The organism is Rhodococcus sp. 21391, assembly GCF_016772255.1.
In the GTDB taxonomy this organism is placed as follows: Bacteria; Actinomycetota; Actinomycetes; order Mycobacteriales; family Mycobacteriaceae; genus Rhodococcus_F; species Rhodococcus_F opacus.
The window spans coordinates 2,745,079-2,770,208 of sequence record NZ_CP063781.1; the positions used below are offsets into that span (position 1 = coordinate 2,745,079).

General features: G+C 68.7%; 25 protein-coding genes. 15 read left to right on the forward strand and 10 right to left on the reverse strand.

What is annotated here, in order from left to right; all coding sequences use genetic code 11:
- Nucleotides 1–22 precede the first annotated feature (22 nt).
- The 5 genes from GO592_RS12815 to GO592_RS12835 all read left to right on the forward strand — a co-directional run bounded on the left by GO592_RS12815 (nucleotide 23) and on the right by GO592_RS12835 (nucleotide 5,474).
- Nucleotides 23–1,243, forward strand: coding sequence for a lipase family protein (locus tag GO592_RS12815; protein WP_005570621.1), 1,221 nt, complete (start codon nucleotides 23–25; stop codon nucleotides 1,241–1,243).
- 120 nt (nucleotides 1,244–1,363) lie between these two features.
- Nucleotides 1,364–2,050 (forward strand): SDR family NAD(P)-dependent oxidoreductase, encoded by a 687-nt coding sequence (locus GO592_RS12820; protein WP_007295609.1) that lies wholly within the window; start codon nucleotides 1,364–1,366, stop codon nucleotides 2,048–2,050.
- Between the two features lie 75 nt (nucleotides 2,051–2,125).
- Nucleotides 2,126–4,483 carry an ATP-binding protein gene (locus GO592_RS12825; protein ID WP_039950249.1) on the forward strand — a complete coding sequence of 786 codons (2,358 nt, stop codon included), beginning with the start codon at nucleotides 2,126–2,128 and terminating at the stop codon, nucleotides 4,481–4,483.
- A gap of 275 nt (nucleotides 4,484–4,758) precedes the next feature.
- Entirely contained in the window at nucleotides 4,759–5,148 is a 390-nt protein-coding gene (locus GO592_RS12830; RefSeq protein ID WP_007295607.1) for a Zn-ribbon domain-containing OB-fold protein, read from the forward strand.
- A 5-nt stretch (nucleotides 5,149–5,153) separates the two neighbouring features.
- Nucleotides 5,154–5,474, forward strand: coding sequence for a hypothetical protein (locus tag GO592_RS12835; protein ID WP_005246323.1), 321 nt, complete (start codon nucleotides 5,154–5,156; stop codon nucleotides 5,472–5,474).
- A 10-nt stretch (nucleotides 5,475–5,484) separates the two neighbouring features.
- Here GO592_RS12835 and GO592_RS12840 read toward each other — a convergent pair whose 3' ends face one another.
- The 3 genes from GO592_RS12840 to GO592_RS12850 are packed head-to-tail and all read right to left on the reverse strand — an operon-like array spanning nucleotide 5,485 to nucleotide 9,094.
- A complete protein-coding gene (locus GO592_RS12840) occupies nucleotides 5,485–7,581 on the reverse strand; it encodes a xanthine dehydrogenase family protein molybdopterin-binding subunit (protein WP_007295606.1) in 2,097 nt (698 codons plus the stop codon).
- The gene (locus tag GO592_RS12845) at nucleotides 7,578–8,570 is read right to left on the reverse strand and encodes an FAD binding domain-containing protein (protein WP_007295605.1); all 993 of its coding nucleotides are present in this window, start codon (nucleotides 8,568–8,570) and stop codon (nucleotides 7,578–7,580) included. Before GO592_RS12845 ends, GO592_RS12840 begins: the two co-directional genes overlap by 4 nt.
- A complete protein-coding gene (locus tag GO592_RS12850; protein ID WP_005255769.1) occupies nucleotides 8,567–9,094 on the reverse strand; it encodes a 2Fe-2S iron-sulfur cluster-binding protein in 528 nt (175 codons plus the stop codon). The genes GO592_RS12845 and GO592_RS12850 overlap by 4 nt, the downstream gene beginning before the upstream one ends.
- 75 nt (nucleotides 9,095–9,169) lie before the next feature.
- On the opposite strand from GO592_RS12850, the gene GO592_RS12855 reads away from it, so the two are divergent.
- The 5 genes from GO592_RS12855 to GO592_RS12875 are packed head-to-tail and all read left to right on the forward strand — an operon-like array spanning nucleotide 9,170 to nucleotide 13,159.
- Nucleotides 9,170–10,087: an amidohydrolase family protein gene (locus tag GO592_RS12855; RefSeq protein ID WP_007295604.1), complete on the forward strand. Its 918-nt coding sequence runs from the start codon at nucleotides 9,170–9,172 to the stop codon at nucleotides 10,085–10,087.
- Between the two features lie 57 nt (nucleotides 10,088–10,144).
- Entirely contained in the window at nucleotides 10,145–10,810 is a 666-nt protein-coding gene (locus GO592_RS12860; RefSeq protein WP_007295603.1) for a glycosyltransferase, read from the forward strand.
- Nucleotides 10,807–11,772, forward strand: a complete 966-nt coding sequence (locus tag GO592_RS12865) for an acyl-CoA dehydrogenase family protein (RefSeq protein ID WP_007295602.1) — start codon at nucleotides 10,807–10,809, stop codon at nucleotides 11,770–11,772. Before GO592_RS12860 ends, GO592_RS12865 begins: the two co-directional genes overlap by 4 nt.
- A 2-nt stretch (nucleotides 11,773–11,774) precedes the next feature.
- Complete coding sequence (locus GO592_RS12870; protein WP_007295601.1) at nucleotides 11,775–12,548, forward strand: PIG-L deacetylase family protein; 774 nt, start codon at nucleotides 11,775–11,777, stop codon at nucleotides 12,546–12,548.
- On the forward strand, nucleotides 12,542–13,159 hold the full coding sequence (locus tag GO592_RS12875) for a class I SAM-dependent DNA methyltransferase (protein WP_007295600.1): 618 nt from the start codon (nucleotides 12,542–12,544) through the stop codon (nucleotides 13,157–13,159). Before GO592_RS12870 ends, GO592_RS12875 begins: the two co-directional genes overlap by 7 nt.
- Before the next feature lie 13 nt (nucleotides 13,160–13,172).
- Here GO592_RS12875 and phoU read toward each other — a convergent pair whose 3' ends face one another.
- Together phoU and GO592_RS12885 are read right to left on the reverse strand one after the other, a co-directional pair.
- A complete protein-coding gene (gene phoU / locus GO592_RS12880) occupies nucleotides 13,173–13,820 on the reverse strand; it encodes a phosphate signaling complex protein PhoU (RefSeq protein ID WP_007295599.1) in 648 nt (215 codons plus the stop codon).
- 38 nt (nucleotides 13,821–13,858) lie between these two features.
- Complete coding sequence (locus GO592_RS12885) at nucleotides 13,859–14,128, reverse strand: DUF4235 domain-containing protein (protein WP_039950295.1); 270 nt, start codon at nucleotides 14,126–14,128, stop codon at nucleotides 13,859–13,861.
- A 133-nt stretch (nucleotides 14,129–14,261) separates the two neighbouring features.
- Between GO592_RS12885 and GO592_RS12890 the strand changes: the two genes are divergently transcribed.
- On the forward strand, nucleotides 14,262–15,584 hold the full coding sequence (locus GO592_RS12890) for an NAD(P)/FAD-dependent oxidoreductase (RefSeq protein WP_039950240.1): 1,323 nt from the start codon (nucleotides 14,262–14,264) through the stop codon (nucleotides 15,582–15,584).
- 42 nt (nucleotides 15,585–15,626) lie between these two features.
- Nucleotides 15,627–15,854: a hypothetical protein gene (locus GO592_RS12895; RefSeq protein WP_007295596.1), complete on the forward strand. Its 228-nt coding sequence runs from the start codon at nucleotides 15,627–15,629 to the stop codon at nucleotides 15,852–15,854.
- Here GO592_RS12895 and GO592_RS12900 read toward each other — a convergent pair.
- Nucleotides 15,851–16,540, reverse strand: coding sequence for an HAD family hydrolase (locus tag GO592_RS12900; RefSeq protein ID WP_039950238.1), 690 nt, complete (start codon nucleotides 16,538–16,540; stop codon nucleotides 15,851–15,853). The two genes, GO592_RS12895 and GO592_RS12900, sit on opposite strands and share 4 nt — an antisense overlap.
- Before the next feature lie 91 nt (nucleotides 16,541–16,631).
- Between GO592_RS12900 and GO592_RS12905 the strand changes: the two genes are divergently transcribed.
- Nucleotides 16,632–17,096, forward strand: coding sequence for an SRPBCC family protein (locus GO592_RS12905; RefSeq protein ID WP_005255793.1), 465 nt, complete (start codon nucleotides 16,632–16,634; stop codon nucleotides 17,094–17,096).
- Between the two features lie 4 nt (nucleotides 17,097–17,100).
- Nucleotides 17,101–18,720 carry a phytoene desaturase family protein gene (locus GO592_RS12910; protein ID WP_039950236.1) on the forward strand — a complete coding sequence of 540 codons (1,620 nt, stop codon included), beginning with the start codon at nucleotides 17,101–17,103 and terminating at the stop codon, nucleotides 18,718–18,720.
- A gap of 12 nt (nucleotides 18,721–18,732) precedes the next feature.
- On the opposite strand, the gene GO592_RS12915 is transcribed toward GO592_RS12910, so the two are convergent.
- The 4 genes from GO592_RS12915 to GO592_RS12930 all read right to left on the reverse strand — a co-directional run bounded on the left by GO592_RS12915 (nucleotide 18,733) and on the right by GO592_RS12930 (nucleotide 21,777).
- On the reverse strand, nucleotides 18,733–19,143 hold the full coding sequence (locus GO592_RS12915; protein WP_039950235.1) for a PIN domain-containing protein: 411 nt from the start codon (nucleotides 19,141–19,143) through the stop codon (nucleotides 18,733–18,735).
- A 631-nt stretch (nucleotides 19,144–19,774) separates the two neighbouring features.
- The gene (locus GO592_RS12920) at nucleotides 19,775–20,920 is read right to left on the reverse strand and encodes an RNA polymerase sigma factor (RefSeq protein ID WP_007295592.1); all 1,146 of its coding nucleotides are present in this window, start codon (nucleotides 20,918–20,920) and stop codon (nucleotides 19,775–19,777) included.
- A 2-nt stretch (nucleotides 20,921–20,922) separates the two neighbouring features.
- The gene (locus GO592_RS12925; RefSeq protein ID WP_202715209.1) at nucleotides 20,923–21,330 is read right to left on the reverse strand and encodes a YciI family protein; all 408 of its coding nucleotides are present in this window, start codon (nucleotides 21,328–21,330) and stop codon (nucleotides 20,923–20,925) included.
- 300 nt (nucleotides 21,331–21,630) lie between these two features.
- Nucleotides 21,631–21,777, reverse strand: a complete 147-nt coding sequence (locus tag GO592_RS12930; protein WP_193385491.1) for a hypothetical protein — start codon at nucleotides 21,775–21,777, stop codon at nucleotides 21,631–21,633.
- A gap of 167 nt (nucleotides 21,778–21,944) precedes the next feature.
- Between GO592_RS12930 and GO592_RS12935 the strand changes: the two genes are divergently transcribed.
- Nucleotides 21,945–25,067 carry a Tn3 family transposase gene (locus GO592_RS12935; protein WP_039952085.1) on the forward strand — a complete coding sequence of 1,041 codons (3,123 nt, stop codon included), beginning with the start codon at nucleotides 21,945–21,947 and terminating at the stop codon, nucleotides 25,065–25,067.
- Nucleotides 25,068–25,130 lie beyond the last annotated feature (63 nt).

The following is a 25,130-nucleotide window of genomic DNA, read 5'->3' on the forward strand; positions in this document are numbered from 1 at the left end:
TCTAGGCAAACCAGGAGGCGGCATGAAGCGCGCACGTATCACGAGCCTCACCGCGGGTGCGTTATGTGCCGCGTTCGTCGCCTGCACTACCGTCGCGAACGTCGGAGTCGCGGCCGCCGTGCCGATCTATCCCGCGTCCGACCCCGACCCCTTCTACCTGCAGTCGCAGGGGCTGGCCGCTGCAGCGGTCGGGGAGCCCCTCGCGGTCCGTCCGATGCCGCCGCTGCTCGCCTTCCCCGACACCGACGTCTGGCAGGTGAAGTACCGCACCACCAACTCGGAGGACCACCCGATCTCGTCGGTCACCACCGTGCTGGTACCCCGCACCCGGCCGGTGAACGGGCCGCTGCTGTCGTATCAGCACATCATCAACGCGCTCGGACCGCGGTGCGCGCCGTCGCGGACCCTGTACTCGAACGACCCCGACCTCCAGATCAAGGAGGCGCCGGCACTGAACCTCGCACTGCAGCGCGGCTGGACGGTCGCGCTTCCCGACCACCTCGGCCCGAACAGTGCCTACGGTGCCGCGAAACTCGGCGGAACCATCACCCTGGACGGCATCCGCGCGGTTCAGCGGGTGCCCGAACTCGGTGTGGCGGAGAGCCCGGTCGCACTGGCCGGATACTCCGGTGGCGGCATGGCGTCGGCGTGGGCCGCGGCGCTCGCACCCACGTACGCGCCGGAACTGAACATCGTCGGTGTCGCCGAGGGCGGTGTGCCCATGAACATCGGCAAGATGGCCAACGGACTCGGCATGCAACCGCATCCGGCATTCGGCCTCGCGATGGCGGCGGCACTCGGACTCGAGCGTGAGTACCCGGACCGCCTGCCGATCAGCGAGCAACTCAACGATCGCGGCCTGGCGATGCGCGACGAGATGGTCAACGCGTGCACCAACGGCATTCTGGCGGCCGGCGCCGGTCGCAGCGCGACGGAGGTCGCCAAGACCACCGACCTCATGAGCAGCCCGCAGGCCTGGGAGGTGCTGAACGAGAACAGCGTCGAGCTGTACCCGGGTGTTCCGACCGCGCCGATCTTCGAATGGCACAGCCCGACAGACGTACTCATCCCGGTCGACTCGATCGAGGCGACCGTCGCGCGATACTGCGCCGCCGGCGCCAAGGTGCAATCCGATCTGTTCCCGAGTCCCGACCACCTGACCACCGCCGTGCTGGGCCTGCCGACCGCCCTGGACTACCTCGACGCCCGGTTCCGGGGCGACCCGGCGCCGTCCAACTGCTGATTGGTGCGGCGGCGATCAGCGACGGGTTGCGGGTGCGGCTCGTCCCGGATTGTGTTCTGCCCGTACACAGTCCGAAAAGTTAAGCGTTTGGGCAGATCTACCAGGGGGTATTCCGAACTCATGCACCCCAGCACACGCACCGCAGTCGTGACCGGATCGGACTCGCCGATGGGCCGAGCGGTCGCACTGGCGCTCGCGGACGACGGGTTCCACATCGGCCTCGCCTACGCCGCGGACCGGGACAGCGCCGAGTCCACCGCCGCCGACATCCGGTCCAGATCGGTGAACGCGGCCGTGCAGCGCATGGATCTGGCCGACTTGCCCGACTCCGCGGCCGCCGTCGACGAGTTCGCCCGGGAGCTGGGCGGAATCGGCGTTCTCGTCAGCTGCCCCGGAAGCACCGCCGTCGAGTGCATTCAACGCGCCGTGCGTTACATGATCGCGAGCGGTGAGGGCGGCCGGATCGTCAACATCACCCCATCGTCGTCCGGGCTCGGCGGACTCACCGGCCTGCTCGCCGCCGAACTGGCGCGATACTCGATCACCGTCAACTCGGTCATGGTGCCCGCAGTCGAACCGGACTTCGCATCGCCCGGCCCCGACGACCGGGAAGTCGCCGCCGTCGCGTCGTATCTGACCGCGCCGGCCGCAATGTTCGTCACCGGGGCCGCCTACGTGGTCGACGGCGGCCGGATCGCCATGATCCCGCACAGCCTGACCGAGGCCGCCACTCGCCGGCCGGCCCGCCGCGCCAACCGCATCCGGTCCTACACCGGTCGCTGGGCGCCCACCCGCTGGACGAGGTGATCCGGTTCGCAGGGCCCCGAGACTCGCGGACCCGCAGCCGAAAGCGTCGTTGCCGCCGCGCACCGGGAGTACCGTGTGCGCAGGGGGCTGCGAGTCGAGAGTGACGGTGTGATGCCGGCGGCAGTGAAGGGCACAGTGGGAAACCTGCCCCACGAACTGACGAGTTTCGTCGGCCGTCGCCGTGAGGTGGCCGAGGCGCGACGTCTGCTGTCCGTGTCACGTCTGGTGACACTCGCAGGGATCGGCGGTGTCGGGAAGACCCGGCTGGCGTTGCGCGTGGCCGCCGACGCGAGCCGCGCATTCGAGGACGGCGTGTGGCTGGTCGAGCTGGGGGAGCTGGACGACGACACGACACTCGTCGACGCCGTGTCGGCGGCACTGCGACTGCGCGAGCAGCGCTCCGGGAACCCGGAGGTGCTGCTGACCGAGTACCTCGCGACCCGGCAACTGCTGCTGGTGCTCGACAACTGCGAGCACGTGGTCGCCGCGGCCGCCGCGTTGTCGGAGACATTGTTGCGGAGCTGCCCGGAGTTACGGATCCTCGCGACGAGCCGCGAACCGCTGGCTATCGGCGGCGAGGCGGTACTGCGGGTGCCGCCGCTGACGGTGCCCGAACCCGAACGCTCGTCCCTGCAGGGGCTGCCGCAGTACGAGGCGGTGACGTTGTTCGTCGAGCGGGCGGCCACCGCGGTGCCGGAGTTCGAACTCACCGAGGACAATCATGTGGCGGTGGCCCGGATCTGCCGCCGGCTGGACGGATTGCCGTTGGCGATCGAGCTGGCGGCGGTGCGGCTGCGGGTGATGTCGGCGGAACAAATCCTGCAGCGGCTGACCGACCGCTACCGGCTGCTGACGGTCGGATCGCGGGGCGCGCCGAGCCGGCAGCAGACCCTGCGGCTGTGCGTCGACTGGAGTCACGAGCTGTGCACCGAGGAGGAACGCGAGCTGTGGGCGAGGCTGTCGGTGTTCGCCGGCGGCTTCGAACTGGACGCGGTGGAGGGAATCTGCGCCGGCGACCTGCCGGTGGAGAACGTCCTCGACGTGGTGGCGTCGTTAATCGACAAATCGATCCTGATCCGCGAGGAGTCGGGGCCGGCGGTGCGGTACCACCTGCTCGAGACGGTGCGTGACTACGGCCGTGAGAAATTGCAGGAGACCGGGGAGTACGTGTCGCTGCGCCGGCGGCACCGCGACTGGTACGAACAGCTGGTGGTGCAGTGCGAGGCCGAGTGGATCGGACCCCGGCAGGTGATGTGGATCAGCCGGCTCGACGCGGAGACGCTGAACGTGCGGGCGGCCCTCCATTTCTGCCTGACCGAGCCGGGGGAGGCCGAGACGGGGCTGCGGATCGCCGCCGCCCTGTACCCGTACTGGCGCGCCCGCGGACTGCTCCGTGAGGGTCGCCGCTGGCTCGGACAGCTGCTGGGACGGCACCCGGGCGGCGCGAGCCGCGAACGGATCGAGGCGCTGTACGTCGACAGCGTGCTCGCGGGGATGCACGGCGACCGCGAGGCCGCGAAAGCACTGGTCGACGAGGGCGCCGTCCTCGCCGACAGGAACGGTGACACGCTGATGCGTGCCCTGGTGGTCCACGCCGCCGGGTGCTGCGCCATGTTCGCCGGGGATCTCCCGCGCGCACGGGCATGCTTCGAAGATGCGCTCGCCGAATTCCGCGACAAGGGCAACCTGCTCCAGTTGACGTGGGGACTGCTCGGGTTGGCGCTGGTGAGCGGCATGCAGGGCGACGGGGCAGTGGCGAAGATGTGTGGATCCGAGATCTTCGCCCTGACCGAGGCCCACGGCGAGTCCGTGTACCGGGGCTGGTCGCTGTGGGCGGCGGGAATGGCTGCGTGGCAACGCGGACACCTTGCCCTCGCCGACGACTACGTGAAGCAGGGGCTGCGGCTGTCCCATCTGGTCGACGACCGGATCAGCGCGTGCGGGGCACTCGAGGTGCTCGCCTGGGTCGCCGTGGGCGCCGGCCGGGCCCAGCAGGCCGCCGAACTGATGGGCGCCGCGGAGGCGGTCGCGCAGACCGTCGGCAACCCCAGCACCGTCTACCCCAACCTGCTCGTCCACCACGCGGAATGCGAGCAGCAGGCCCGCGCCGTGATCGGGGACCGCGCGTTCGACGCCGCCTTCGACCACGGTATGCACACGTCGTTCGACGATGCGGTCGCGTACGCGCTCGACGAGCAGCGACCGGAGGCGGTGTCGGCGTCGAACGGGGCGACGCACCTGACCCGACGCGAATGGCAGGTCGCGGAACTGGTCGCCGACGGGCTCACCAACAAGGCGATCGCGGCCCGGTTGGTGATCTCCCAGCGCACGGCGCAGGGGCATGTCGAGCACATTCTCGCGAAACTGGGTTTCAACTCGCGCACCCAGATCGCGGCGTGGATCGTCGAACACGCACAGGACCCGCACCCCTGACCGGGCACCTGCACGGGACGAAATAGGTATGTCCCCGGGTCGTTCAGCCGCTGTACTTCGCCGCCGCGGACGGGATGCTCATACGCGTCCCCCCAATCCGGCTCCAGACCGAGGCCCCCGATGTCCACTGATCCCCGAACACACCGAAAGCCCGACCCCCAACTTCCACGGCCCCCGATTCTCCGTCGGGCGCACACCGACCGGTGTCTTGTGTGGATCGGGGGAAACCGAATGGCAGACGACGTGGTGGGGCAGGAACTCACGGGGGTGACGGCGTGACCACGGACGGCATGACCCGCTGGCAGGGACTCGCCCAGAAATGCGAGCTGATGATCCAACGCTGCCTCAACTGCACGACCCTGCTCGCGCCGTTGATGGCCACCTGCTCCGCTTGTCAGGGGTCGAACCTCGAGCGTGTCCCGTCGTGTGGCGTCGGATCGATCGTGTCCTCGAAGGTGGTTCACCGTGAGGTGAACGGGGCGGACCGTGGTCTCGTCCCGTGCACGATCGCGATCGTCGAACTCGACGAGGGTCCGTGGGTCTACACCTGGATCGACGGCGACGTCCCGGCACCGTCCGACTGTCCGGTTCGCGTCGAGTTCCGCCCTGCGTCGAGGGCGGAACAGTTGCCGGTGTTCGCGGTCTGCTCCGCCGGTCAGCGGTGATCGGCGTGACGACACAGACCGCGGACGAACCGGAGGAAGCGTTCGGCACCGAGTGGCTGCGCCTGGCGCTTCGCCGGTGCGATCTGCTCGCGCAGATGCACTCGGTGAGCTCGGATGCCCGGTGGATGATCAGCTTCGCGATCCAGTGGGCACCGTTCGGTGGTGCCAGCGCGGCGGAACTGCTGGAGCGATTCGGTGTCAGCCGCCGACGCTTCATGGAACTCGTGCTCGAGGGACTCGCACCGAAATCCACCGACGTCCAGAAGATCCGTGCGATGAAGAGTCACCTGCGCACGTCCCTCGCGCAGGCGTGGGACGTGCGGTAAACCCGGTCGATCACCCGGGCAGCAGGTCGTCCAGGTGGATCGGCACCTTCCGGACCCGGACGCCGGTGGCGTGACGAACAGCGTTCGCCACCGCGGCCGCGGCCCCGACGATGCCGATCTCGCCGGCGCCCTTCGATCCCATCGGGTTGGCGTGCTCGTCGACGTCGTCGAGGCACACCGCGTCGAGGTACCTGATGTCGGCGTGCGTGCTGACGTGATAAGAGGCAAGGTCATGGGTCACGACGTGACCGAACCGGGGGTCGTTCACACTGCTCTCGTGCAGGGCCATCGAGATCCCCATCGTCATCCCGCCGAGGAGTTGCGACCGAACCGTGCGGGTGTTGATCACCCGGCCGATCGCGAATACCCCGAACATGCGTTCGACGCGGATCTCGCAGGTGTCCCGGTGGACGTGCGCCTCCACGAAGTGGGCACCGAACGAGTGGAGCGCTAACCTGTCGGCGTCGGGGTTGTCGGGCGTCCCCGCACTCGTCGCCGCGCCCGGGGCGGGTGACGTGCCGTGCTGGTCCCGGAACGCCCGGGCCGCCGCGACGATCGCACTGCCCCAGGAACTGGTACCCGTGGAGCCGCCTGCGACGGTCGCCGACGGAAGATTCGTGTCGCCGATCTGCAGGACGATCGCGTCGAGGGGACAGCCCAGCGCGTCGGCGGCGATCTGCGTGAGCGCGGTCCATGCGCCGGTACCGATGTCGACCGACCCGATCTGCACGGTGTACGTGCCGTCGGATTCGTACACGATCCGGGCAACCGATCCCGGTGACGTGTTGGCAGGATACGTTGCGGACGCGACGCCCATCCCCACCTGCCACTCGGAGTCCGACCGGGCCCGCGCCGTCGCGTCGCGGTCCGCCCACCCGAAACGCCGGGCGCCCTCCCGCAGGCAGTCGGTGAGGCGCCGACCCGACCAGGGGCGGCCCGTACTCGGGTCGACGTCGGGTTCGTTGCGGATCCGCAGTGCGATCGGGTCGAGTCCGCAGGCCTCGGCCAGTTCGTCCATCGCCACCTCGGCCGCGAACATGCCCGGGGTCTCGCCGGGCGCACGCATCCAGGAGGGGGCGGGCACGTCGAGGGACGCGAGACGGTGGGTGGTGTACCGGGTGCCCGCGGAGTACATCAGCCGCGACGGGACTGCCGCCTGTTCGGCGAATTCCTTGATCTTCGCTGACTGCACGATCGCCTCGTGGGAGAGCGCGGTCAGCCGTCCGTCCGCATCGGCCCCGAGCCGGATGTGCTGCACCGTCGGGGTGCGATACGCGGAGAGGGCGAACATCTGCTGCCGGGTGAGCGCGAACTTCACCGGCCGGCCGTCCACCCGCTGCGCCGCCAGCACCACGAGCACGTCGTGCGCGTGCGGCAGTCCCTTCGAGCCGAAGCCGCCGCCGACGTACGGGGCGATCACCCGCATCTGCTCGACTTCGAGTCCGAACATCGGTGCCAGCGTCTGCCGCACGGAGTGGACGCCCTGCGTCGAATCGTGCAGCGTCAGAACCGGTCCGCTGCCGCCCGGGGTCCATCGGGCGATGGCGGCGTGCGGTTCCATCGGATTGTTGTGTTCCATCGCGGTCGAGTACACCTGATCGACCGTGACCGCGGCGGCGGCGAGTGCCGCGTCGACGTCGCCGTCCTCGGTGTCGGTCGGGAACCCCGCGTTCACGTCTTCGGGGGCGTACAGGTCGTCCCGGCCGGAATGGAAGTCGGTGTCGTGGGATTCCACGTCGTAGTCGACGCGCACGAGGCTCGCGCCGTGCCGGGCGACCTCCGGTGTCTCCGCGACCACCGCACCCACGAACTGGCCGCGGAAGTGAACCTCGGGGTCCTGCAGGATCGCGAGTTCCCCGTCCGAGGTGTCCGCGAGGCGGGGCGCGTCGAACACAGTCAGGACCGCGAGCACCCCGTCCAGGGCTTCCGCGTCGGCCGTGTGCATCGCCCTGACCCGGCCGCGTCCGATCGTCGACAGGATCGGATGCAGATACGTCGGCTCCTCCACGGGGTACTCGAACGCATACAACGCCGAACCGGTCACCTTGTCGTGGGCGTCCAGCCGCTCGGCGGAGGTTCCGATCACCTTCGGATCGACGAGGGTCATCGGCGCGCCTCCTCGGTGAGTGATCGAAGTACCGACACGAGCACCCGCCGGGTCAGTTCGGCCTTGAATTCGTTTCCCGGAAGTGGTTGTGCCGCCGCGAGTTCCGCTGCAGCGGCCTCGGTGAACGTGTCCTCCGTCGGCTGCGATTCGACGAGGACCTCCTCGGCGAGCGTGGCGCGCCAGGGCCGGTGTGCGACCCCGCCGAGCGCGACCCGTGCCGACGTGATCGACGTATCCTCGATCGTCAGCTCAGCGGCCACCGACACCAGCGCGAACGCGAAGGAGGCACGGTCGCGCACCTTCCGATACGCGGACCGGTTTCCGGCGGGCGGCGGGGGCAGCTCCACGGCGGTCACGAGGTCGCCGTGCGCGAGGACGGTGTCGTGCTCGGGCCGGTCCCCGGGAAGCCGGTAGAACTCGCTCAACGGGATTCGCCGTTCACCGTCGGCACTGCGCACCACCACGACACCGTCGAGCGCCGTCATCGCGACGGCCATGTCGGACGGGTGCACGGCGACGCAGTGCTCCGACGCGCCGAGAATGGCGTGGTAGCGCACGTAACCGCCGATCGCGGAACATCCGGTGCCGGGCTCCCGCTTGTTACACGGCGTCGAGACGTCCTGGAAGTACACGCAACGGGTCCGCTGAAGCAGATTTCCCGCCGTGGTCGCGACATTGCGCAGTTGTCCCGACGCACCGGAGAGGAGCGCGCGCGACAGCATCGGGTACCGGGCGCGGACGACGTCGTGCGCGGCGAGATCGCTGTTGCGGACGGCCGCCCCGATCCGGAGCCCGCCGTCCGGAAGTTCGGCGACGTCGTCGAGGGGAAGACGGCTCACGTCGACGAGGAGATGCGGGTGCGCCACCCCCAGCTTCATGTGGTCGACGAGGTTGGTGCCGCCGGCGAGGAACGACGCCCGCGGGTCACCCGTGACCGTGGCGACGGCACTGTCGACGTCGGTGGCCCGCTCGTAATCGAAGGGAATCACGCCTCCGCCGCCTGCCTGATCGCCGCGAGGATGTTCGGGTACGCGCCGCACCGGCAGAGGTTTCCGTTCATCCGCTCCCGTATCTCGTCGTCGGTGAGTTCGGGCGGAGCGGTCAGGTTCTCGGTGACGGCGCTCGGGTGCAGGGCCAGGAACTCGTCGAACATCCCGATCGCCGAACAGATCTGACCGGGCGTGCAGTAACCACACTGCAGTCCGTCCTGCTCGACGAACGCCTGCTGAACGGAATGCAGCACCTCTCCGTCGGCCAGTCCGTGCGCGGTGACGACGCGGTCCCCGTCGTGGGCGACGGCGAACGTGAGGCAAGACGTGGCCCGTCTGCCGTCGAGGAGGACGGTGCACGAGCCGCACTGGCCGTGGTCGCAGCCCTTCTTGGGCGCGGTCACCCCGAGGTGATCGCGAAGCGCGTCGAGCAGCGTCGTGCGGGTGTCGACTTCGAGTGTCCGTTCCTCACCGTCCACGGTGAGGGTAATCTTCCGGTAGCGGGGGCTGTCCGCGACATTCATGGCGGGAGGTTACCCGCGGGCACCGATCCCGAATCAGAGTCGGCTCCCGCGGGAATTGCTGGTATTTCGGACCACATGGCCTCTGCTCAGTGGATCGACACGCACGTGCATGTGGTGGACTTCCTGCAACATCCCGCCGCCGTGCACGAATTAAGAGACACCCTGGTCGACGCCGGTGCGCAGCGCGCCGTGGTGTTCGGTCTCCCGCTGAAGAAGAAGTGGTCGACGGCCGAGCCGGTGCGGCCGGACTACCATCTCGACGACAACGCGCCGTGTCATTACCACTCGCTGACCGACGCCATCGTCCTCGACCTGCTACCCGAACTCGAATCCGACGGCCGGTTGACGGTGGCGCCGCTCGTCTGTGGTTTCGATCCCACCGACCGCCTCGCGGTCGAGCATGTCGAATTCGTGTGGAGTCGCACCGATCGCTGGGCCGGTGTCGGTGAGGTCATGTTCCGTCACGACGACCTCACGAATCTCACGCTCGGCGAGGTGCCCTCTCCCGACCACGTGGCGATGGACGAGGTTCTCGCGTTCTGCGCCGAGAAGGAGGTGCCGATCTCGCTCCATCACGACTCCGCCTCGACCGGAATGCCGGGCAGGCACGAATACATCGGCGCACTCGAGCGAGCCCTCGAACGGCATCGGTCGACCTCCGTCGTCTGGTGCCACGCGGGCGTGTCGCGCCGCGTCGACCCCAGCGGTCAGTTGGGCCTGGTCCGCGAACTACTGGGTCGGCACCCGAACTTGACCGTCGAACTGTCGTGGGTGTTGCTGGATCGAATCGTCGACGGCTCCGACGTCGCCGCCGATTGGGTGGAGGTGATCACCCGGCATCGCGACCGATTCGTCGTCGGCACGGACACCGTGGGCAGGGCGGAGACGGTGAAGACCCGGGGACGTCAAATCCGTACGTTGCTGGGTGCGCTACCCGTCCCGGTCGCGCACCAGGTTGCCGTCGTCAACGCCGAACGGTTGTGGTTCCCCTGACGACGGACTGGGTACTTGCTGAACCCGGAAACAGTGAGTGATCAGGAGGGGGACGTCATGCGCGTCGAGCACATCACGGTGGTTGTGCCCGCCCACGACGAGGAAGCGCTGCTGCCGCACTGTCTGGAGGGGTTGCGTGCCGCCGCGCGGGAAGTGTCCGTGCCGGTCACGACGGTGGTGGTGCTCGACGGATGCACCGACGGCAGCGAAGCCGTCGTCCGTGAGGCGGACGTCGACGTCGTGGTCCTGGGTGCGCGGAACGTCGGCGCGGCCCGTCGTGCGGGTTTCGACTCGGTCGCCCCACGCTCACACGAATGGTTCGCCACGACGGACGCGGACTCGCAGGTCCCCGCCCACTGGCTCTCGTCCCACCTGCAGCACGCGAGTCGTGGGGCGCAGTTGGTGGCGGGCACGGTGGCGGTCACCGACTGGTCGGGGTGGCCCGACCACGTCCGGTCGCGGTACGGCAGCGCCTACCGGTCCGGCGCCGCCCATGGGCACGTGCACGGCGCGTCCCTCGGATTCTCCGCGGAGCTGTATCGGGCGGTGGGAGGTTTTGCCGCACTGCCCGCGCACGAGGACGTGGATCTGGTGCAGCGGATGGTCGGGCGGGGAGCGAACGTGGTGTGGAGTATCGACGCCCCGGTGGAGACGTCGGCGCGAGTCGAGGCCCGAGCCCCGCAGGGGTTCGCCACGTACCTCGAGGGATTGCAGGACCGATGAGCGCCGACGTGACCCACGACAGCAGCCCCGCCGCCGCAGCAGTGCGGGCGATCATCCGTTCGGGGGACGCGGAACTGCCGCTGCCGGGCGGCGGCTCGACCGCAGCCCGGTGGGCGCGGCTGACGCAGTGGTGCCGCCACGACCTCTCGGTGGGCCGGCTCCTCGAGGCGCACGCAGACGCGGACGCGATCCTCGCCGAAGTCGACGGGACCCGCGCCGGCCGGAACGAGTTCTGGGGTGTGTGGGCCAGCGAGCCACCGCACCCCGTGCTGGACGCCTCCCACGACGCGGCCGGGTGGCGCCTGCGGGGGACGAAGGCATGGTGCTCCGGGGCGTCGATGTGCACGCATGCCCTGGTCACGGCACGAGTCGACGGGCAACCCCGGCTGTTCGCCGTCGACCTGCGGGAATCGGGTGTCACGGCGGGCCACGGAGGCTGGCGAAATTCGGGCATGGCGGCGACCGACACCGAATCGGTGACGTTCGACGGCGTTCCCGCGCGACCGGTCGGCGCTGCGGACGAGTACCTCGACCGTCCCGGGTTCTGGCACGGCGGCATCGGGGTGGCGGCGTGCTGGTTCGGGGGCGCGCTCGCCGTCGCCGAACCGCTGCGGGTGCAGGCCCGGAGTGGCCGCGCGGACAGTCACCAGCTCGCGCACCTCGGCGCGATCGACGTCGCCGTCAGCGCGGCACGATGGGCATTCGAGTCCGCGGCCGGGGAAGTGGATGCGAGCCCCCTCGATCGGAGGTCCGCCCAGACGCGCGCGTTCCGGGTGCGAGCGCTGATCGAGCGGACCGCGAGCGACGTGATCGACCGCGTCGGCCGCGCGCTGGGCGCCGCGCCCCTCGCGACGGATGCCGGCCATGCCCGCAATGTCGCGGACCTCCTCGTGTACATCCGGCAATCCCACGCCGAGCGCGATCTCGCGACACTCGGCGCACTCGTCGCGGGGGAGGACTGACAGTGGACAACGGCACCAGATTCCGGGAGCTCCCGGTGGCCGCGCGCGGCACACCGGAGGACGAATGGCAGCCGTGGCTGGCGTCCACCCCCTTCCTGCCGGTACCACTCGCGGAGTGCGACCGGTTGATCGTCGTCGCACCACATCCCGACGACGAGGTACTCGGTGTGGGCGCGCTGATGGCCACTGCCGCGGCCGCCGGTATTCCCGTCGTGGTGGTGGCGGTGACGGACGGTGCGGCGTCCCACCCCGACTCGCCGACGCTGACGCCCGACGCACTGGCCGCCGCACGGATCGCGGAATCGAACCAGGCGACAGCACTGCTGGGTGTCGGCGAACCACTGCGACTCGGAATACCGGACGGCGGGGTGAGCGCGCACGAGCACGAACTCACCACCCGCCTCGTCGGCGTGCTCACCGCGACCCCCGGAGAAGCGGAGAGGGTGTGGGTGCTCGCCACCTGGCGAGGCGACGGCCATCCCGATCACGAAGCCACCGGAAGAGCTGCGGCAGAAGCCTGTTCGATCACCGGTCACCGACTGATCGAGTATCCGGTCTGGATGTGGCACTGGGCGCGGCCGGCCGATCCGGCGGTGCCCTGGAACCGGATACGCGTCCTGACCCCGGCCGCGGAGATCCTGGAACGCAAACGCCGTGCCGTCGACGAATTCCGCACCCAGATTCTCCCGCTTTCCGAAGACCCGCGGGACGCCGCGATCCTCCCGCCGTGGGTGCTCGCGAGACTGATGCGGACGACGGAATGGGTGCTGTGGTGAGCGCGATGGATCCCGGCTACTTCGAAACGATGTACGCCGAATCGGCGGATCCGTGGGGCTTCGACGAACGATGGTACGAACGCCGCAAGTACGCGCTCACTCTCGCGGCCCTGCCCCGCCCGCACTATCGGCGGGCGTTCGAACCGGGGTGCTCGATCGGCGTGCTCACGGCGCACCTGGCGCGACGCTGCGACTGGGTCGTCGCAACCGACGTGGTACCGCGTGCGCTGGAGAGCGCACGGGACCGTCTGCGTCGCGAAGGACTGGCAGACCGGGTGGAACTCGGCCGGGCATCGCTGCTCGACCCGTGGCCACCCGGCGCCTTCGACCTCGTGGTGCTCAGTGAGGTGCTGTACTACTTGACGCCCGCCGACCTCACGACCACGCTGGGACGTGCCGTCGACGCCCTCGAAGAGGGTGGCACCCTCGTGGCGGTCCACTGGCAGCATCCGGTACCGGAGTATCCGCAGACCGGGCGCGCGGTGCACGAGACGGTCGCGGCGACCGACGGCCTCCACCGTGCCGGGGCGTACCGGGACGCGGACTTCCACCTCGACGTCTACACCCGGGGTCCGGTGCCGTCGGTGGCCGCGGCGGAAGGGTTGAGCTGACCCGGCGTCGCCCTCATTGTTCGGGCAGGCTCCCGGTCTCGAGGAAGATGACGCGCCTGCCGATCTCGACCGTGTGGTCGCAGAACCGCTCGTAGAAACGGCCGAGCAGGGTGATGTCGACGGCGGACTGGACACCGTGCGGCCAGTCCTCGGCCTGGGTGATCGTGAACAGGCTCCGATGGAGATCGTCCATCGCCTCGTCCGCCGTCAGCAAGCCGCGTGCGCGCTCGGGATCGCGGTGCTGCAGCACCTGCTCGGTTTCCCTCGCCTGCGCGACGGCGACGGCGCCCATCTCGGTGAACACGTCCAGGACCTCGTCGGGAACGACGTGATCGGGATGCCGTCGGCGGGCGATCTTCGCGATGTGCACAGCGAGACCGCCCATGCGGTGCAGATCCGCGGAAATGTGGAGGCCGCCGACCATGAATCGGAGGTCGTGCGCGACCGGTGCCTGCAGCGCCAGCAGGGCGAAGGCACGCTTCTCCCACTGCGCCGCGGCATCGTCGAGCTCGCCGCTCACGTCGATGACGTGCTCGGCGAGCTCGAGGTCTGCCTGCAGCAGTGCGTCGCTCGCCTCCGACATCGCGGTTACGGACAGCCGGCACATGGAGGCGAGATCGCCGGACAGGCTGTCGAGGTTTTCCGCGAAACGAGTACGCATCGGCTCAGCCTAGGGGGTTCTATGACAACTGCCTCGATCTACCGGGGGTCGGCGTGCGCCAGCTTCCGGTATCCCTGCGCGCCTGCGCGGTCCACCGCCGCCTTGACCAGGCCGAATACGGTGCCCTGCACGGCCGCCGCGATCAGTACTTCGCGGGCGCTGCGTGAGAGATCCTTGGGGTCGGGAGCCTCCGATTCGCCGGCGACACGCTTCCACACCTGACCGAAAACCGCACTGGCCGCGATTCCGCCGGCGACACTCGCGGCCAGCGCCAACGGTTTGTACATTGCCTTCGATACGGCACTCATCTTCCCGCCCTTCGCATTCGATCCCATCGATCGCTCTCGGTACGGCGAGTACCCGTATTCCCCGTCCTCACACCGCGGTGCAGCGACGCCGGCGATTGTTTCGTTCGAGCCCAGGGCGGGGACAGTGTTCTGTATGACCAACGAATCAGCTGGAGAGCCAACTCGCATCGTAGTGGTGGGAAGCGGCTTCGCCGGATTCGAATGCGCACGTGCTCTCGCGCGGCGTCTCCGGGGGACCGATGCCCGCATCACCATGATCTCGCCACACGACTACATGCTGTACACCCCGCTCCTGCCGGAGGTGGCGGGCGGAATCCTGGACGCTCGGTTCGTCACCGTTCCTCTGTCCGAGGCGCTGCCGAACGTCGAACTGGTGAAGGGCAGCGTCGATTCCGTCGACTTCGACTCCCGCACCGTGCACGTGACCGACTGCGAGCAGGGCGTCGAGGACGTGGCCTGGGACCGGGTGGTGCTCACCCCCGGATCGGTGACCCGCCTGTTCGACATTCCCGGGCTCGCCGAGCACGCGAGGGGGCTCAAGACGCCGGCCGAAGCGCTGTACTTCCGCGACCAGCTCCTCACCCAGATCGAACTCGCCGAGCGGGACACCGACCCTTCGGTTGCCGATGCCCGCCGAACGGTCGTCGTCGTGGGTGCGTCCTACGCGGGCACGGAACTCACCGCGCAACTGCGCGCCCTCGCCGACGAAGCGGCCGCACGGCGAAAACTCGACCCCGCGAAGATCCGGTTCCTGCTGCTCGACGCCGCCGACAAGGTGATGCCGGAGGTGGGGGAGAAGCTGGGCGGCAAAGTTCTGGACGTGCTGCGCTCCCGGGGCATCGACGTGCGCCTGGAAACCACTCTCACGGAACTCGGACCCGAACACGTGACGCTCGACGACGGCACCGTGATCCCCACCCGCACCGTCGCCTGGGTGACGGGTGTGACCGCCAGCCCGCTCATCGACACGCTCGGGTTACCCAGCGAGAAGGGGAGATTGACGGTCCGCCTCGACCTCTCGGTGGACGGGCATCCCGACGTCTTCGCGGGCGGCGACGCCGCGGCTGTTCCTGACCCGAAGAACAGCGGATCGGTCACCCCTCCCACCGCCCAGCACGCCGTGCGGCAAGGACAGGCCTTGGCCCGCAATGTCGCGGCAAGCCTGGGCGTCGGCGACCCGAAACCGTACAGCCATCGCGACATGGGTCTCGTCGTGGATCTCGGCCCGGGGTTCGCCGTCGCGAACCCTTTCGGCATTCAGCTGTCGGGGTTCCTCGCGAAGGTGGTCACGCGCGCCTACCACCTCTACGCGATGCCGAACGCGGCCAACCGCTGGGCGGTCGCTCTCGCCTACCTCACCGATCTGCTCTTCCCCCGCCCACTCGTGTCGATCGGGCTGGTCAACGATTCGGATTCGCGGTTCGCAGCAGGTGAGGGCGTAGGGGCACAGTCGTGAAACCACGGCGTTTTCGGCACGACGCAACGAAAGGAACAGATGATGACTGAGAGCAAGAAGGAATTCGTCGCACTTCGCCTCGACGAGGTGATCCACGAATGGGAGGCGAACGCGCCTGCCGGAGGTTCGGGATCCGGGGGATCGGAGGGGCCGTTGGTCACAGCTCAGCGCCATCGCGCCGAGATAGACTCCGCGACCGACGAGCGTGTCGACGAGATCGCTGACGCGTATCCCGAGATCGCGCAGGCGTGGTCGTCCCGCGGAGCCTAGGACCCCAGCAGCCTCGCGAGCGGACTGGACTCGAGGTGGTCCAGTAGGTCCTGTGCATCCTCGAACACCGCCTCCGCGCCGGCCTCTGTCAATTCGGCGCGGGAAATTCCGCCGCTGAGGAGACCGACAAAGGTGACCCCGGCGCGGGACGCCGCTTTGCCGTCCCACACCGCGTCGCCCACCATCACCGCAGTGCCCGAGGACGTGGACGAGCGGTCCATCGCTGCGCGAACCACTCCGGGATCAGGTTTGGCGGAAGCGACGTCCTCGGACGACGTGGTGTGCGCGATGTACGAGTCGACCGACAGGACCTCCCGCAACACGTCCAGCTCCTCCTCGGGAGCGGAGGTGGCGAGGACGACCTGCACACCACGCCCGTGCAGTTCGCGGATCAGTTCCCGGGCGCCGGCGAGCGGCCGCATGCTGTCCCGCGCGCCGAGGTAATACGTCTTGTGGAGGTCCTTCGCGCGGTCCCCGAGCGTGTCCGCGTCGTCGCCGAGTAGCGATTCCAGGAGAAGCGACGAATCCAGTCCGATCGCGCGATGCACCCGCCACGCGTCGACGTCGTGCCCGACCTCCCGGAACGCTCGCTGCCACGCTCGCACGTGCAGATAGTTGGAGTCGACCAGCGTGCCGTCGACGTCGAACAGCGCTGCTCTCACGGCGGTAGAGGATTCCGAAGACATAGGCTCGAGCAAACCACAGTGCCCGGTGCGTGGCGACCATTGCGTAGCTCACGTTTTCGATCCGGGGAACGTGGGTAAGCGCTGGGAGTCCATGAGGTACTCGTTCGAGGGAGTGGTCGTCATCGAAGCACACTGCGACACGTCGGCTTCGGCTTCGGACGTGTGGTCCGTTCTCGCCAACGGATGGCTGTACCCGTCCTGGGTGGTCGGGGCGTCACGCATGCGTGCCGTCTCCGCCGACTGGCCCGCCGTCGGAAGCCGTTTGCATCACTCGGTCGGTGCCTGGCCCGCGTTGATCGACGACTCCACCGAGGTCCTGTTCGCCGAAGAGAATCGTGAACTGCGGCTGCTGGCCCAGGTGACGCCCACGAAGGCCGTTGTGCGACTGCGACTGGAGCCGCGTGGATCCGGCTGCCACCTCCAGATGTCCGAGGCCGCAGCCTCCGTACCGCTGAAGTGGGTTCCGCGGACGGCGCAAGACCTCGCGGTCCTCCCCCGAAATCTGGAGTGCCTGCGCCGGCTCTCGTTCCTCGCCGAGCGAAACACGAAACCCTGACGCCGTGACAGTGCGGACAGTCGACGCCGTCGTCATCGGAGCCGGGCCCAACGGTCTCGCCGCGACGGCCACCCTGGCGGAGGCCGGCTGGGATGTCGTCCTCCTCGAACAGCAACCGGAACCGGGTGGCGCCGTCAGGTCGGCCGAACTCTTCCCGGGTTTCCGTACCGACCTGTTCAGTGCGTTCTATCCGCTGGCGGCGGTGTCGCCGGCGATCCGGCACCTCGACCTCGAGGGTGTGGGTCTGCAATGGAGTCAGGCGCCCGCTGCGGTCGGGCACCCCAGGCACCCGGACGACGACGATGCCCCGCTGATCCACCGGGACCCAACTGACACAGCGGCCGACCTCGAGCGCAGGCAACCGGGGGACGGACAGGCGTGGCTCCGGCTCTTCGAGCAGTGGAAGGACGTCAAGGAACCGTTCCTCGACACCCTGTTCAGCCCGTTTCCCCCCGTCCGCGGACCACGACGACTGCTGTCGCAGCTCGGCACCGCGGAAGCACTCCGGCTCGTGCGTTTCCTCATGCTGCCCGCACGCCGGATGACGCACGAGCTGTTCGACGGGGAATCCGCCCGGGTGTTGTTGCTGGGCAACGCAATGCACGCCGACACACCGGTCGACGCACCCGGAAGCGGAGTCATGGGATATCTCCTGACCATGCTCGCGCAGGACGACGGGTACGTCGTCCCGGTCGGTGGGGCCGGCGCACTCTCCGCCGCGATGGCGGAACGAGGGAGACGGAACGGCGCAGAAATTCGTTGCGGCGAGGAGGTGACGTCGATCGAGGTCACCGGGGGAGTGGCGACAGAGGTTCGGACTGCGGGCGGCGACCGCTATCTGACCAGACGCGCGGTGCTCGCGGATGTCTCCGCGCCCGCACTGTACGGACGGTTGCTGGATTCCTCCGTGGTACCGGCGGGCGTCCGAGCCGACCTGGAGAAGTTCGAATGGGATACCCCCGTCGTCAAGGTGAACTACGCACTCGACCGCAAGATTCCGTGGCGCTCGCGGAGCCTCGAATCCGCCGGAACCGTGCATCTGGGCGCCGACGACAACCGACTGGTCCGGTGGATGGCCGACCTGACCACAGGCGTGATCCCGACACACCCGTTCCTGCTGTTCGGACAGATGACGACATCCGACCCAAGCCGTTCGCCCGAGGGAACCGAAAGTGCCTGGGCCTACACCCATCTGCCGCGGGGAATCACGGACGACGAGTCGGCGGAGTTGCTCGCGCACCGGGTGGACGCGATGCTCGAATCGCACGCGCCGGGATTCGCCGAGCGGGTGGTCGGGCGCAACGTGCAGCGTCCGGGCGACCTCGAGGCGAGCAACGCGAACCTGCACGGCGGCGCCGTCAACGGCGGCACCGCCCAGCTGTACCAGCAGCTCGTCTTCCGCCCGACCCCCGGTTCGTCCGGGCCCGACACGTCGATCGGCCGGCTGTACCTGGCCAGCTCGGCCACCCACCCGGGCGGCGGTGTCCACGGTATGTGTGGGTACAACGCGGCCCGTGCCGCGCTGGCCGACCACGGACGGTGGGGGTTGGTGCGGAGGAAGGTCCGCGGCCGCATCCTCGACCTCGTGGTCACCGACGGTAAGCGGTCCGCGCACCAACGCTGAGCGGCGGGACTGCTAGGAGTCGATACGGTCCAGGAGCCAGCGCGGACCGAACGTGCGGGCCCCGAGCGCCTCGACTCGGTTGCGGAGTCCCTGGTCTGCGGTGACGACGATGATCGGCCGGTCGCCGTCCGCCTCGGCGGCTGCGGCCACCACGTCGACGATCGCGTCGTCGCCCGAACTGTCCGCCGATACCACCCGCAGGCCCTCGAATTCCGCGCTCGTCGCTCCGGTGACGGCGGCCTTCGCCGCGCCCTCGAGGACGACCACCACCTCGGCGGGCTGATCCAGGCGCTGTTCGAAGGTGGCGAGCTCGGCGAGTAATCGTCGGGCCGCGCCGGCACGGTCACGCCACCAACCGTCGGGTCGCGAGCCGACGACGTTCGCAGCGTCCACCACAACCAGCACAGTCCTGTCGTCAGCCACCTCCTCAGTCTCCTCTCTCGTCACACCGCCGTGTGGGTGCGATGAGGCTGGTTTGTCGGGGGAGTGGTGGATTCGGCCGCAGGACGCGCCTGTCGCGGGGGAGGACTCGGTGGGCAGTTCTGGTGAGGCAACAGCCGCATTCGTGACGCGGCATACCCCCGACAATGCGCGTCCGACGGTATGACGACTGTGTCAGACTCCGACTCGGACGGAACACCGTAATTACCCGACTTTTTGTGTGGTTGTTTCACGTTGCCGGGGTAGTGGGACTACCACCTGCACCTCCCGACTCCATTCACAACCTGGCCGAATTGCTTTGACCCTGAGCCTCAGCCAGATGCCGCAGTAGGGGAGAGGGCACTACCGGGTCGGCCGAGCGACCACAGGGGGAGTGCAACAAACCGCCCGACATTCAGGCGAGTCGGGGAGCGCTACGATCCCGAATCGCGCAAGCCCCGGTCATTGCCATTCGTTTGTCATCCCTCTCGGTATGTGACTCGGACCGCGACGGAACACCATGATTTACCGAATATAGCAGTGTTACGTCAGCGAGAACCAACCGTCCTCACCACAACCACTGGCGTTCCTCCCTCCCGTTCATCACCTCGACAACCAGCACATACGACGCGGCTCAGCTTCGCAGCTGGGTATTGATCCGCGCGGCCTGTCGTGTGAGGTGGTCGCGTTCGGGGAGGTTGGGCGCCGACCGGGCAGCTTCGCCGTAGAGCCGCGCTGCGGTCGCAGGGTCACCGTCGCGCTCGTGTAGGTACGCTGCGGCCGCGGAGTACCGGGGAAGGGTGGAATCGAGCCCCGCAAGGGCAGCCAGGCCTGCTCTCGGGCCGTCCGCCTCGCCGACCGCGACGGCGCGGTTGAGGCGGGCCACCGGGCTGTCGGTGAGGCGGACCAGTTCGTCGTACCACTCGACGATCTGCACCCAGTCGGTCTCCTCGGCCTTCTGGGCGTCGGCGTGGAGCGCAGCGATGGCAGCTTGGGCCTGGAACTCGCCCAGTCGGTCGCGGGCGAGGGCTGTCTGGAGCACGTCGACGCCCTCGGCGATCAGGCGGGTGTTCCACAGGCTGCGGTCCTGCTCGGCGAGGGGCACGAGGCTGCCGTCGGTGCGGGTTCGTGCCGGACGCCGGGCGTGGTGGAGCAGCATGAGCGCGAGCAGGCCCGCGACCTCCTCATGGATGGTCATGGCCGCCAGTTGTCGGGTGAGCCGGATCGCCTCGACGGCGAGATCGACGTCCCCGGAATAGCCCTCGTTGAAGACCAGGTAGAGCACGCGCAGCACCGTGGCGACGTCGCCGTGCTGGTCGAACCGGACGCTCGAGACGGTCCGCTTGGCCCTGCTGATCCGCTGGGCCATGGTCGACTCGGGCACGAGGTAGGCCTGCGCGATCTGACGTGTGGTCAGGCCACCGACGGCGCGCAGCGTGAGCGCGACGGCCGAGGCCGGTGTCAGGGACGGGTGCGCGCACAGGAAATACAGCTGGAGCGTGTCGTCCACCGCCTCGCCCGGGCCGGGTACGGGCTCTGCCTCCACGAGCACCTCGCGGTTTCGGCGGGAGCTGTCGGCGCGGGTGGCGTCGAGAAACTTGCGCCAGGCCACGGTGACCAGCCAGCCCTTGGGGTCTCGCGGCGGATTGTCCGGCCACGCGCGCACGGCTTCGATCAGGGCGTCCTGCACGGCGTCCTCGGCCGCCGCGAAGTCGGCTCCGCGCCGGACGAGGACGCCGATCACGGTGGGGGTGAGGGTCCGCAGAAGTGCGTCGTCCACCGTCACTCCGTGATGGTCGGGGGCTCAGCCAGGAACGGGCGCACCTCGAGCCATTCGTGGATCGGTTTCCCACCCGCCCCCGGGGCCGCGGACAACTCGCCGGCCAGTTGGAGCGCCCGCTCGCGGGTCTCGACGTCGATCACCATCCAGCCGGCGATCAGGTCCTTGGTCTCCGCGAACGGGCCGTCGGTGACCGGCGGTCGCCCCTCACCGTCGTAGCGGACGAACGTGCCCTCCGCGGAGAGTGCCTGGCTGTCGACGAACTCGCCGGTGCTCTCGAGCCGGGCGGCGAAGTCGTTCATGTACTGCACGTGGGCCGAGATTTCCTCCGGCGTCCATTGGTCCATGGGCACGTCGTTGATCGATGCGGGCGCGCCACGGTAGTGCTCGAGCAGTAGGTACTTGGCCATCATGTTCTCCTTGGTGCGGTGCGGCCCATTCTGGCCGTGTTCACTCCGGGGACGAAGCGACGCGCGGGTTCTCGACATCCCTGCACGGATTCTTTTCGATCGTCGCGATCCGTGACGGACGGTCAGCTGCTCCACCGTTCGACGATGATCCCCTCCGGCCTGCGCATGGTGTCGATGGCACCGACTGGCGCGAGGGCGTGTTGTGATGTACAACATACTCGTAAGTTTGTGACTCAAGTCACTCAGCTGCTATAACGGGGTACGCCAACTCATGACCCGCACCACGGTGCACCAGGACGATCAGCGCACGATGTCGCCGCCCTCTGTCGAGGAGCCGCGACGCCGCCACACGCTGCGGCCGACCGTGTACATCGCCTCCGTCTCGGCGGCAACCGCAACCGCGCCCGCAGTCGTCGTGACGGGATCCGTGCTCGTCGCCGTCGCCACCTCCGTGTCAATGCTCGCCGCCGTAGTACGGGGTCGGCCGGAGTACGGCAGAAACGGGCCACTCGGGATTTCTCGATGCTGGTATCGGGGTGATCAAGTGCCTGTCGAGCGGGGGCCGGTTAGTGTCGCTCACGTCATGTTGGTGATCGTATCTCTGGGGTGTGTGGGTGGCGTCGATCGATCGCACCGCCTATCCGCGGTTCTCGCGGATGGTGTCGGTGGGGGAGCTGGCCGAGGCGTTCACGCCGTCCGTCGAGGAGGTTGAGTGGGCTCGTGGCCGTACCCGGGATGCGCAGCACCTGCTGGTTCTGCTGGTGTGGCTGAAATCGTTTCAGCGTCTGGGCTACTTCCCGAAGCTGGTCGACGTGCCCGAGGTGGTTGCGGCGCACCTGTGTGGGGTACTGGAGTTGCCGGCGGGGACCGTGTTGGTGCAGGACGCGGAACGGACGGCGAAGCGGCACCGTCAGTGGGTGCGGGACCGGTTGGGGGTGACGTATGAGCCGGCGCGGGTCCGGGACATCGCAGAGCGGGCGATTCGCGACGCGGTGCAGACGAAGGACAACCCCGCGGATCTGATTAACGTGGCGCTCGAAGAGTTGGTCCGCACCCGATGTGAGCTGCCCGGCTTCACCACCCTGGACGCGATGGCATCGACGATCCGGGCCGAGGTCAACACCGCGTTGTTCACCAAGGTGGCCGGCCGTCTCGGTCCGGCCGATCGGTCCCGGCTGGGGCGACTGCTGTTGGTCGATCCGATCACCCGGCGCAGCGAGTTCGACAGGGTCAAGGACACCGCCAAGGCCGCCTCGCTCGGTAAATTCAAGGCTCGCCTTGACTACCTGCGACAACTTGACGATCTGGGGCCGACAGAGGTATGGCTCGCCGATGTCCCGCCGGGCAAGGTCGCACACTTCGCCGGTGAGGCGAAGGTGACCGACGTGGCCGATCTGCGCAAGGTCGGCGAGGACAAGCGGATCACCCTGGTCGCCAGCCTTCTGCACACCGCCCGCGCCGGGGCGCGCGACGAGGTGGTGACCATGTTCTGCAAACGCATGGCCGCCCTCCACAAGAAGGGCCGCGAGCACCTCGAGGCACTGCGCGAGGAGCACCGCGCCGAATCCGAACGACTACTCGGCGTATTCGGCGACGTGCTGACCGCGGTGCGCGAAGCCCTCGACCCCACCACCGGCGATGGCCGCCCGGACATCCGCCCCGGTGAGTCCGCGGACGCCGGTGCCGCCTCGGCCCGGCCAATGGAGGCGGTGGCCGAGCAGGCCGGACGGCTGGTGCTGAAGACGTTGGCCCGGGCTGGCGGCATGGACGCCCTCGTGGGCGCCCATGAGGCGGTCACCGCCCATCACGGCAACAACTATCTGCCGCTGCTCGAGCGGCATTACCGCTCACACCGGTCGGCGCTGTTCACCCTGCTGGACTGCCTCGAGCTCGAAGCGACCAGCGCCGATCGCAGCGTGCTCGACGCGGTGGAATTCCTGCGCGCGCACCGCAACACCCGCGCCAACCTCATCCCCGAGCATGTCACCGTAGAACAGCCCGGGGCGGACGGTGCCCCCTCGACGGTGACGCTGACCATCGACGTCGGGGTGTTCGCGTCGGCGGCGTGGCGCAAGATCCTGCGGGACAGGGACCGGCCGGGGTTGCTCGTGCGGCGACATCTCGAGGTGTGCGTGTTCTCCGCGCTGGCCGCCGAGCTCCGTTCCGGGGACGTCGCGGTGGCCGGGTCGGACTCGTTCGCGAACCTGCACGCTCAGTTGATGTCCTGGGACGAGTGCGCACCGCTGGTTCCGGCGTTTTGCGCTCAGGCCGGCATCCCGGCCGAGGCGAGCGCGTTGACCGCGTTCTACCGGGAGAAACTGACTGCCACCGCCGCGGCGGTGGACGCCGGCTACCCCGGCAACACCGACCTGATGCTCGAGGACGGGCGGCCGGTGCTGCGCCGCCGCAAGGGCGCCGACCGGTGCCCGGAGGCGCTGGCGCTGGAGCGGGCCATCCACGACCGGCTCCCGCACCGCGCACTGCTCGACATTCTCACCCGCACCGCGTTCCTGCTGGGCTGGCACCGTCACTTCGGCCCCGCGTCGGGTTCGGACCCGAAAATCCGGGACGCCCTCGGACGGTACGTGCTGACCGTGTTCGCTCACGGCACCCTGCTCGGGCCCAGTCAGGTCGCCGCGCACATGCGCGGGCAGGTCAGCGTGCACGAGCTGTCGCTGGCCGGAAACAAGCACACCACCGCCACCAAAATCGACCAAGCGTCCACGGTGGTGATCAACGCGTTCCACCGGCTGGATGTGGCCGGCATGTGGGGCGACGGGAAGGTCGCCGCGGCGGATGGGACGCAGGTCGAGACCTGGGAGAACAACCTGCTCGCCGAATCCCACATCCGCTACGGCGGTTACGGCGGAATCGCCTACCGGCACATCTCCAACACCTACATCGCCCTGTTCAGCCACTTCATCCCGTGCGGGGTGTGGGAGGCGGTGTACATCGTCGAGGGATTGCTGCGCAACGACTCCGACATCCAACCCGACACCGTGCACGCCGACACCCAGGGCCAGTCGTTGCCGGTGTTCGGGCTCGCGACGCTGCTGGGTTTCGATCTGCTCCCACGGATCCGCAACTGGCACGACCTCACCTTCTACCGCCCCGACCCACGGTCCCGCTACCAGCACATCGACCGGCTCTTCGGCGACGAGAGCATCGACTGGGATCTGATCGAAACCCACTGGGAAGACCTACTGCGCACCACCATCTCCATCCGGGAGGGCCGCCTGTCGTCGGTGACCCTGCTGCGCCGCCTGGGCAACCACTCCCGCAAGAACCGCCTATACCGGGCGTTCCGCGAACTCGGCAGGGTCATACGCACCATCACCCTGCTGCGGTACCTGTCCGAACCGCAGCTGCGGGAACAGATCACCGCGATCACCAACCGCAATGAGGCGTTCCACGGCTTCGCCGACTGGCTGATGTTCGGCGGCAAACTCATCGGCCACAACGACCCCGACCACCAGGAGAAGGTGATCAAGTTCAACGAACTGATCGCCAACTGCGTCATATACTCCACCGCCTGCGACATCACCGACGCCGCCAACGAGATCGCCGCTGACGGCGAACCGGTCGACCCGGACGATCTGGCCACCATCGCCCCCTACATCACGCACACGGTGCGCCGCTTCGGGAACTGGGTCATCAACCTCACCCCACCGGAGCAGACCCCGACCACCCGACTCGACCTCGAGCCTCGGGTGCTGTTCCGGGCCGCCCCGGCTTGACAGCACGAGTGCCGTCGACCCGGGCACCGGTGCCGGGCGCCCGGCATCTCCCGAACACCAACT

Excerpts from the sequence above, each read along its gene's own strand:
- GO592_RS12815 (WP_005570621.1), top strand. The coding sequence starts at position 23 with ATGAAGCGCGCACGTATCACGAGCCTCACCGCGGGTGCGTTATGTGCC.
- GO592_RS12820 (WP_007295609.1), top strand. The coding sequence starts at position 1,364 with ATGCACCCCAGCACACGCACCGCAGTCGTGACCGGATCGGACTCGCCG.
- GO592_RS12840 (WP_007295606.1), bottom strand. The coding sequence starts at position 7,581 with ATGACCCTCGTCGATCCGAAGGTGATCGGAACCTCCGCCGAGCGGCTG.
- GO592_RS12850 (WP_005255769.1), bottom strand. The coding sequence starts at position 9,094 with ATGAATGTCGCGGACAGCCCCCGCTACCGGAAGATTACCCTCACCGTG.
- GO592_RS12855 (WP_007295604.1), top strand. The coding sequence starts at position 9,170 with ATGGCCTCTGCTCAGTGGATCGACACGCACGTGCATGTGGTGGACTTC.
- GO592_RS12860 (WP_007295603.1), top strand. The coding sequence starts at position 10,145 with ATGCGCGTCGAGCACATCACGGTGGTTGTGCCCGCCCACGACGAGGAA.
- GO592_RS12865 (WP_007295602.1), top strand. The coding sequence starts at position 10,807 with ATGAGCGCCGACGTGACCCACGACAGCAGCCCCGCCGCCGCAGCAGTG.
- phoU (WP_007295599.1), bottom strand. The coding sequence starts at position 13,820 with ATGCGTACTCGTTTCGCGGAAAACCTCGACAGCCTGTCCGGCGATCTC.
- GO592_RS12885 (WP_039950295.1), bottom strand. The coding sequence starts at position 14,128 with ATGAGTGCCGTATCGAAGGCAATGTACAAACCGTTGGCGCTGGCCGCG.
- GO592_RS12890 (WP_039950240.1), top strand. The coding sequence starts at position 14,262 with ATGACCAACGAATCAGCTGGAGAGCCAACTCGCATCGTAGTGGTGGGA.
- GO592_RS12895 (WP_007295596.1), top strand. The coding sequence starts at position 15,627 with ATGACTGAGAGCAAGAAGGAATTCGTCGCACTTCGCCTCGACGAGGTG.
- GO592_RS12900 (WP_039950238.1), bottom strand. The coding sequence starts at position 16,540 with ATGTCTTCGGAATCCTCTACCGCCGTGAGAGCAGCGCTGTTCGACGTC.
- GO592_RS12905 (WP_005255793.1), top strand. The coding sequence starts at position 16,632 with ATGAGGTACTCGTTCGAGGGAGTGGTCGTCATCGAAGCACACTGCGAC.
- GO592_RS12925 (WP_202715209.1), bottom strand. The coding sequence starts at position 21,330 with ATGGCCAAGTACCTACTGCTCGAGCACTACCGTGGCGCGCCCGCATCG.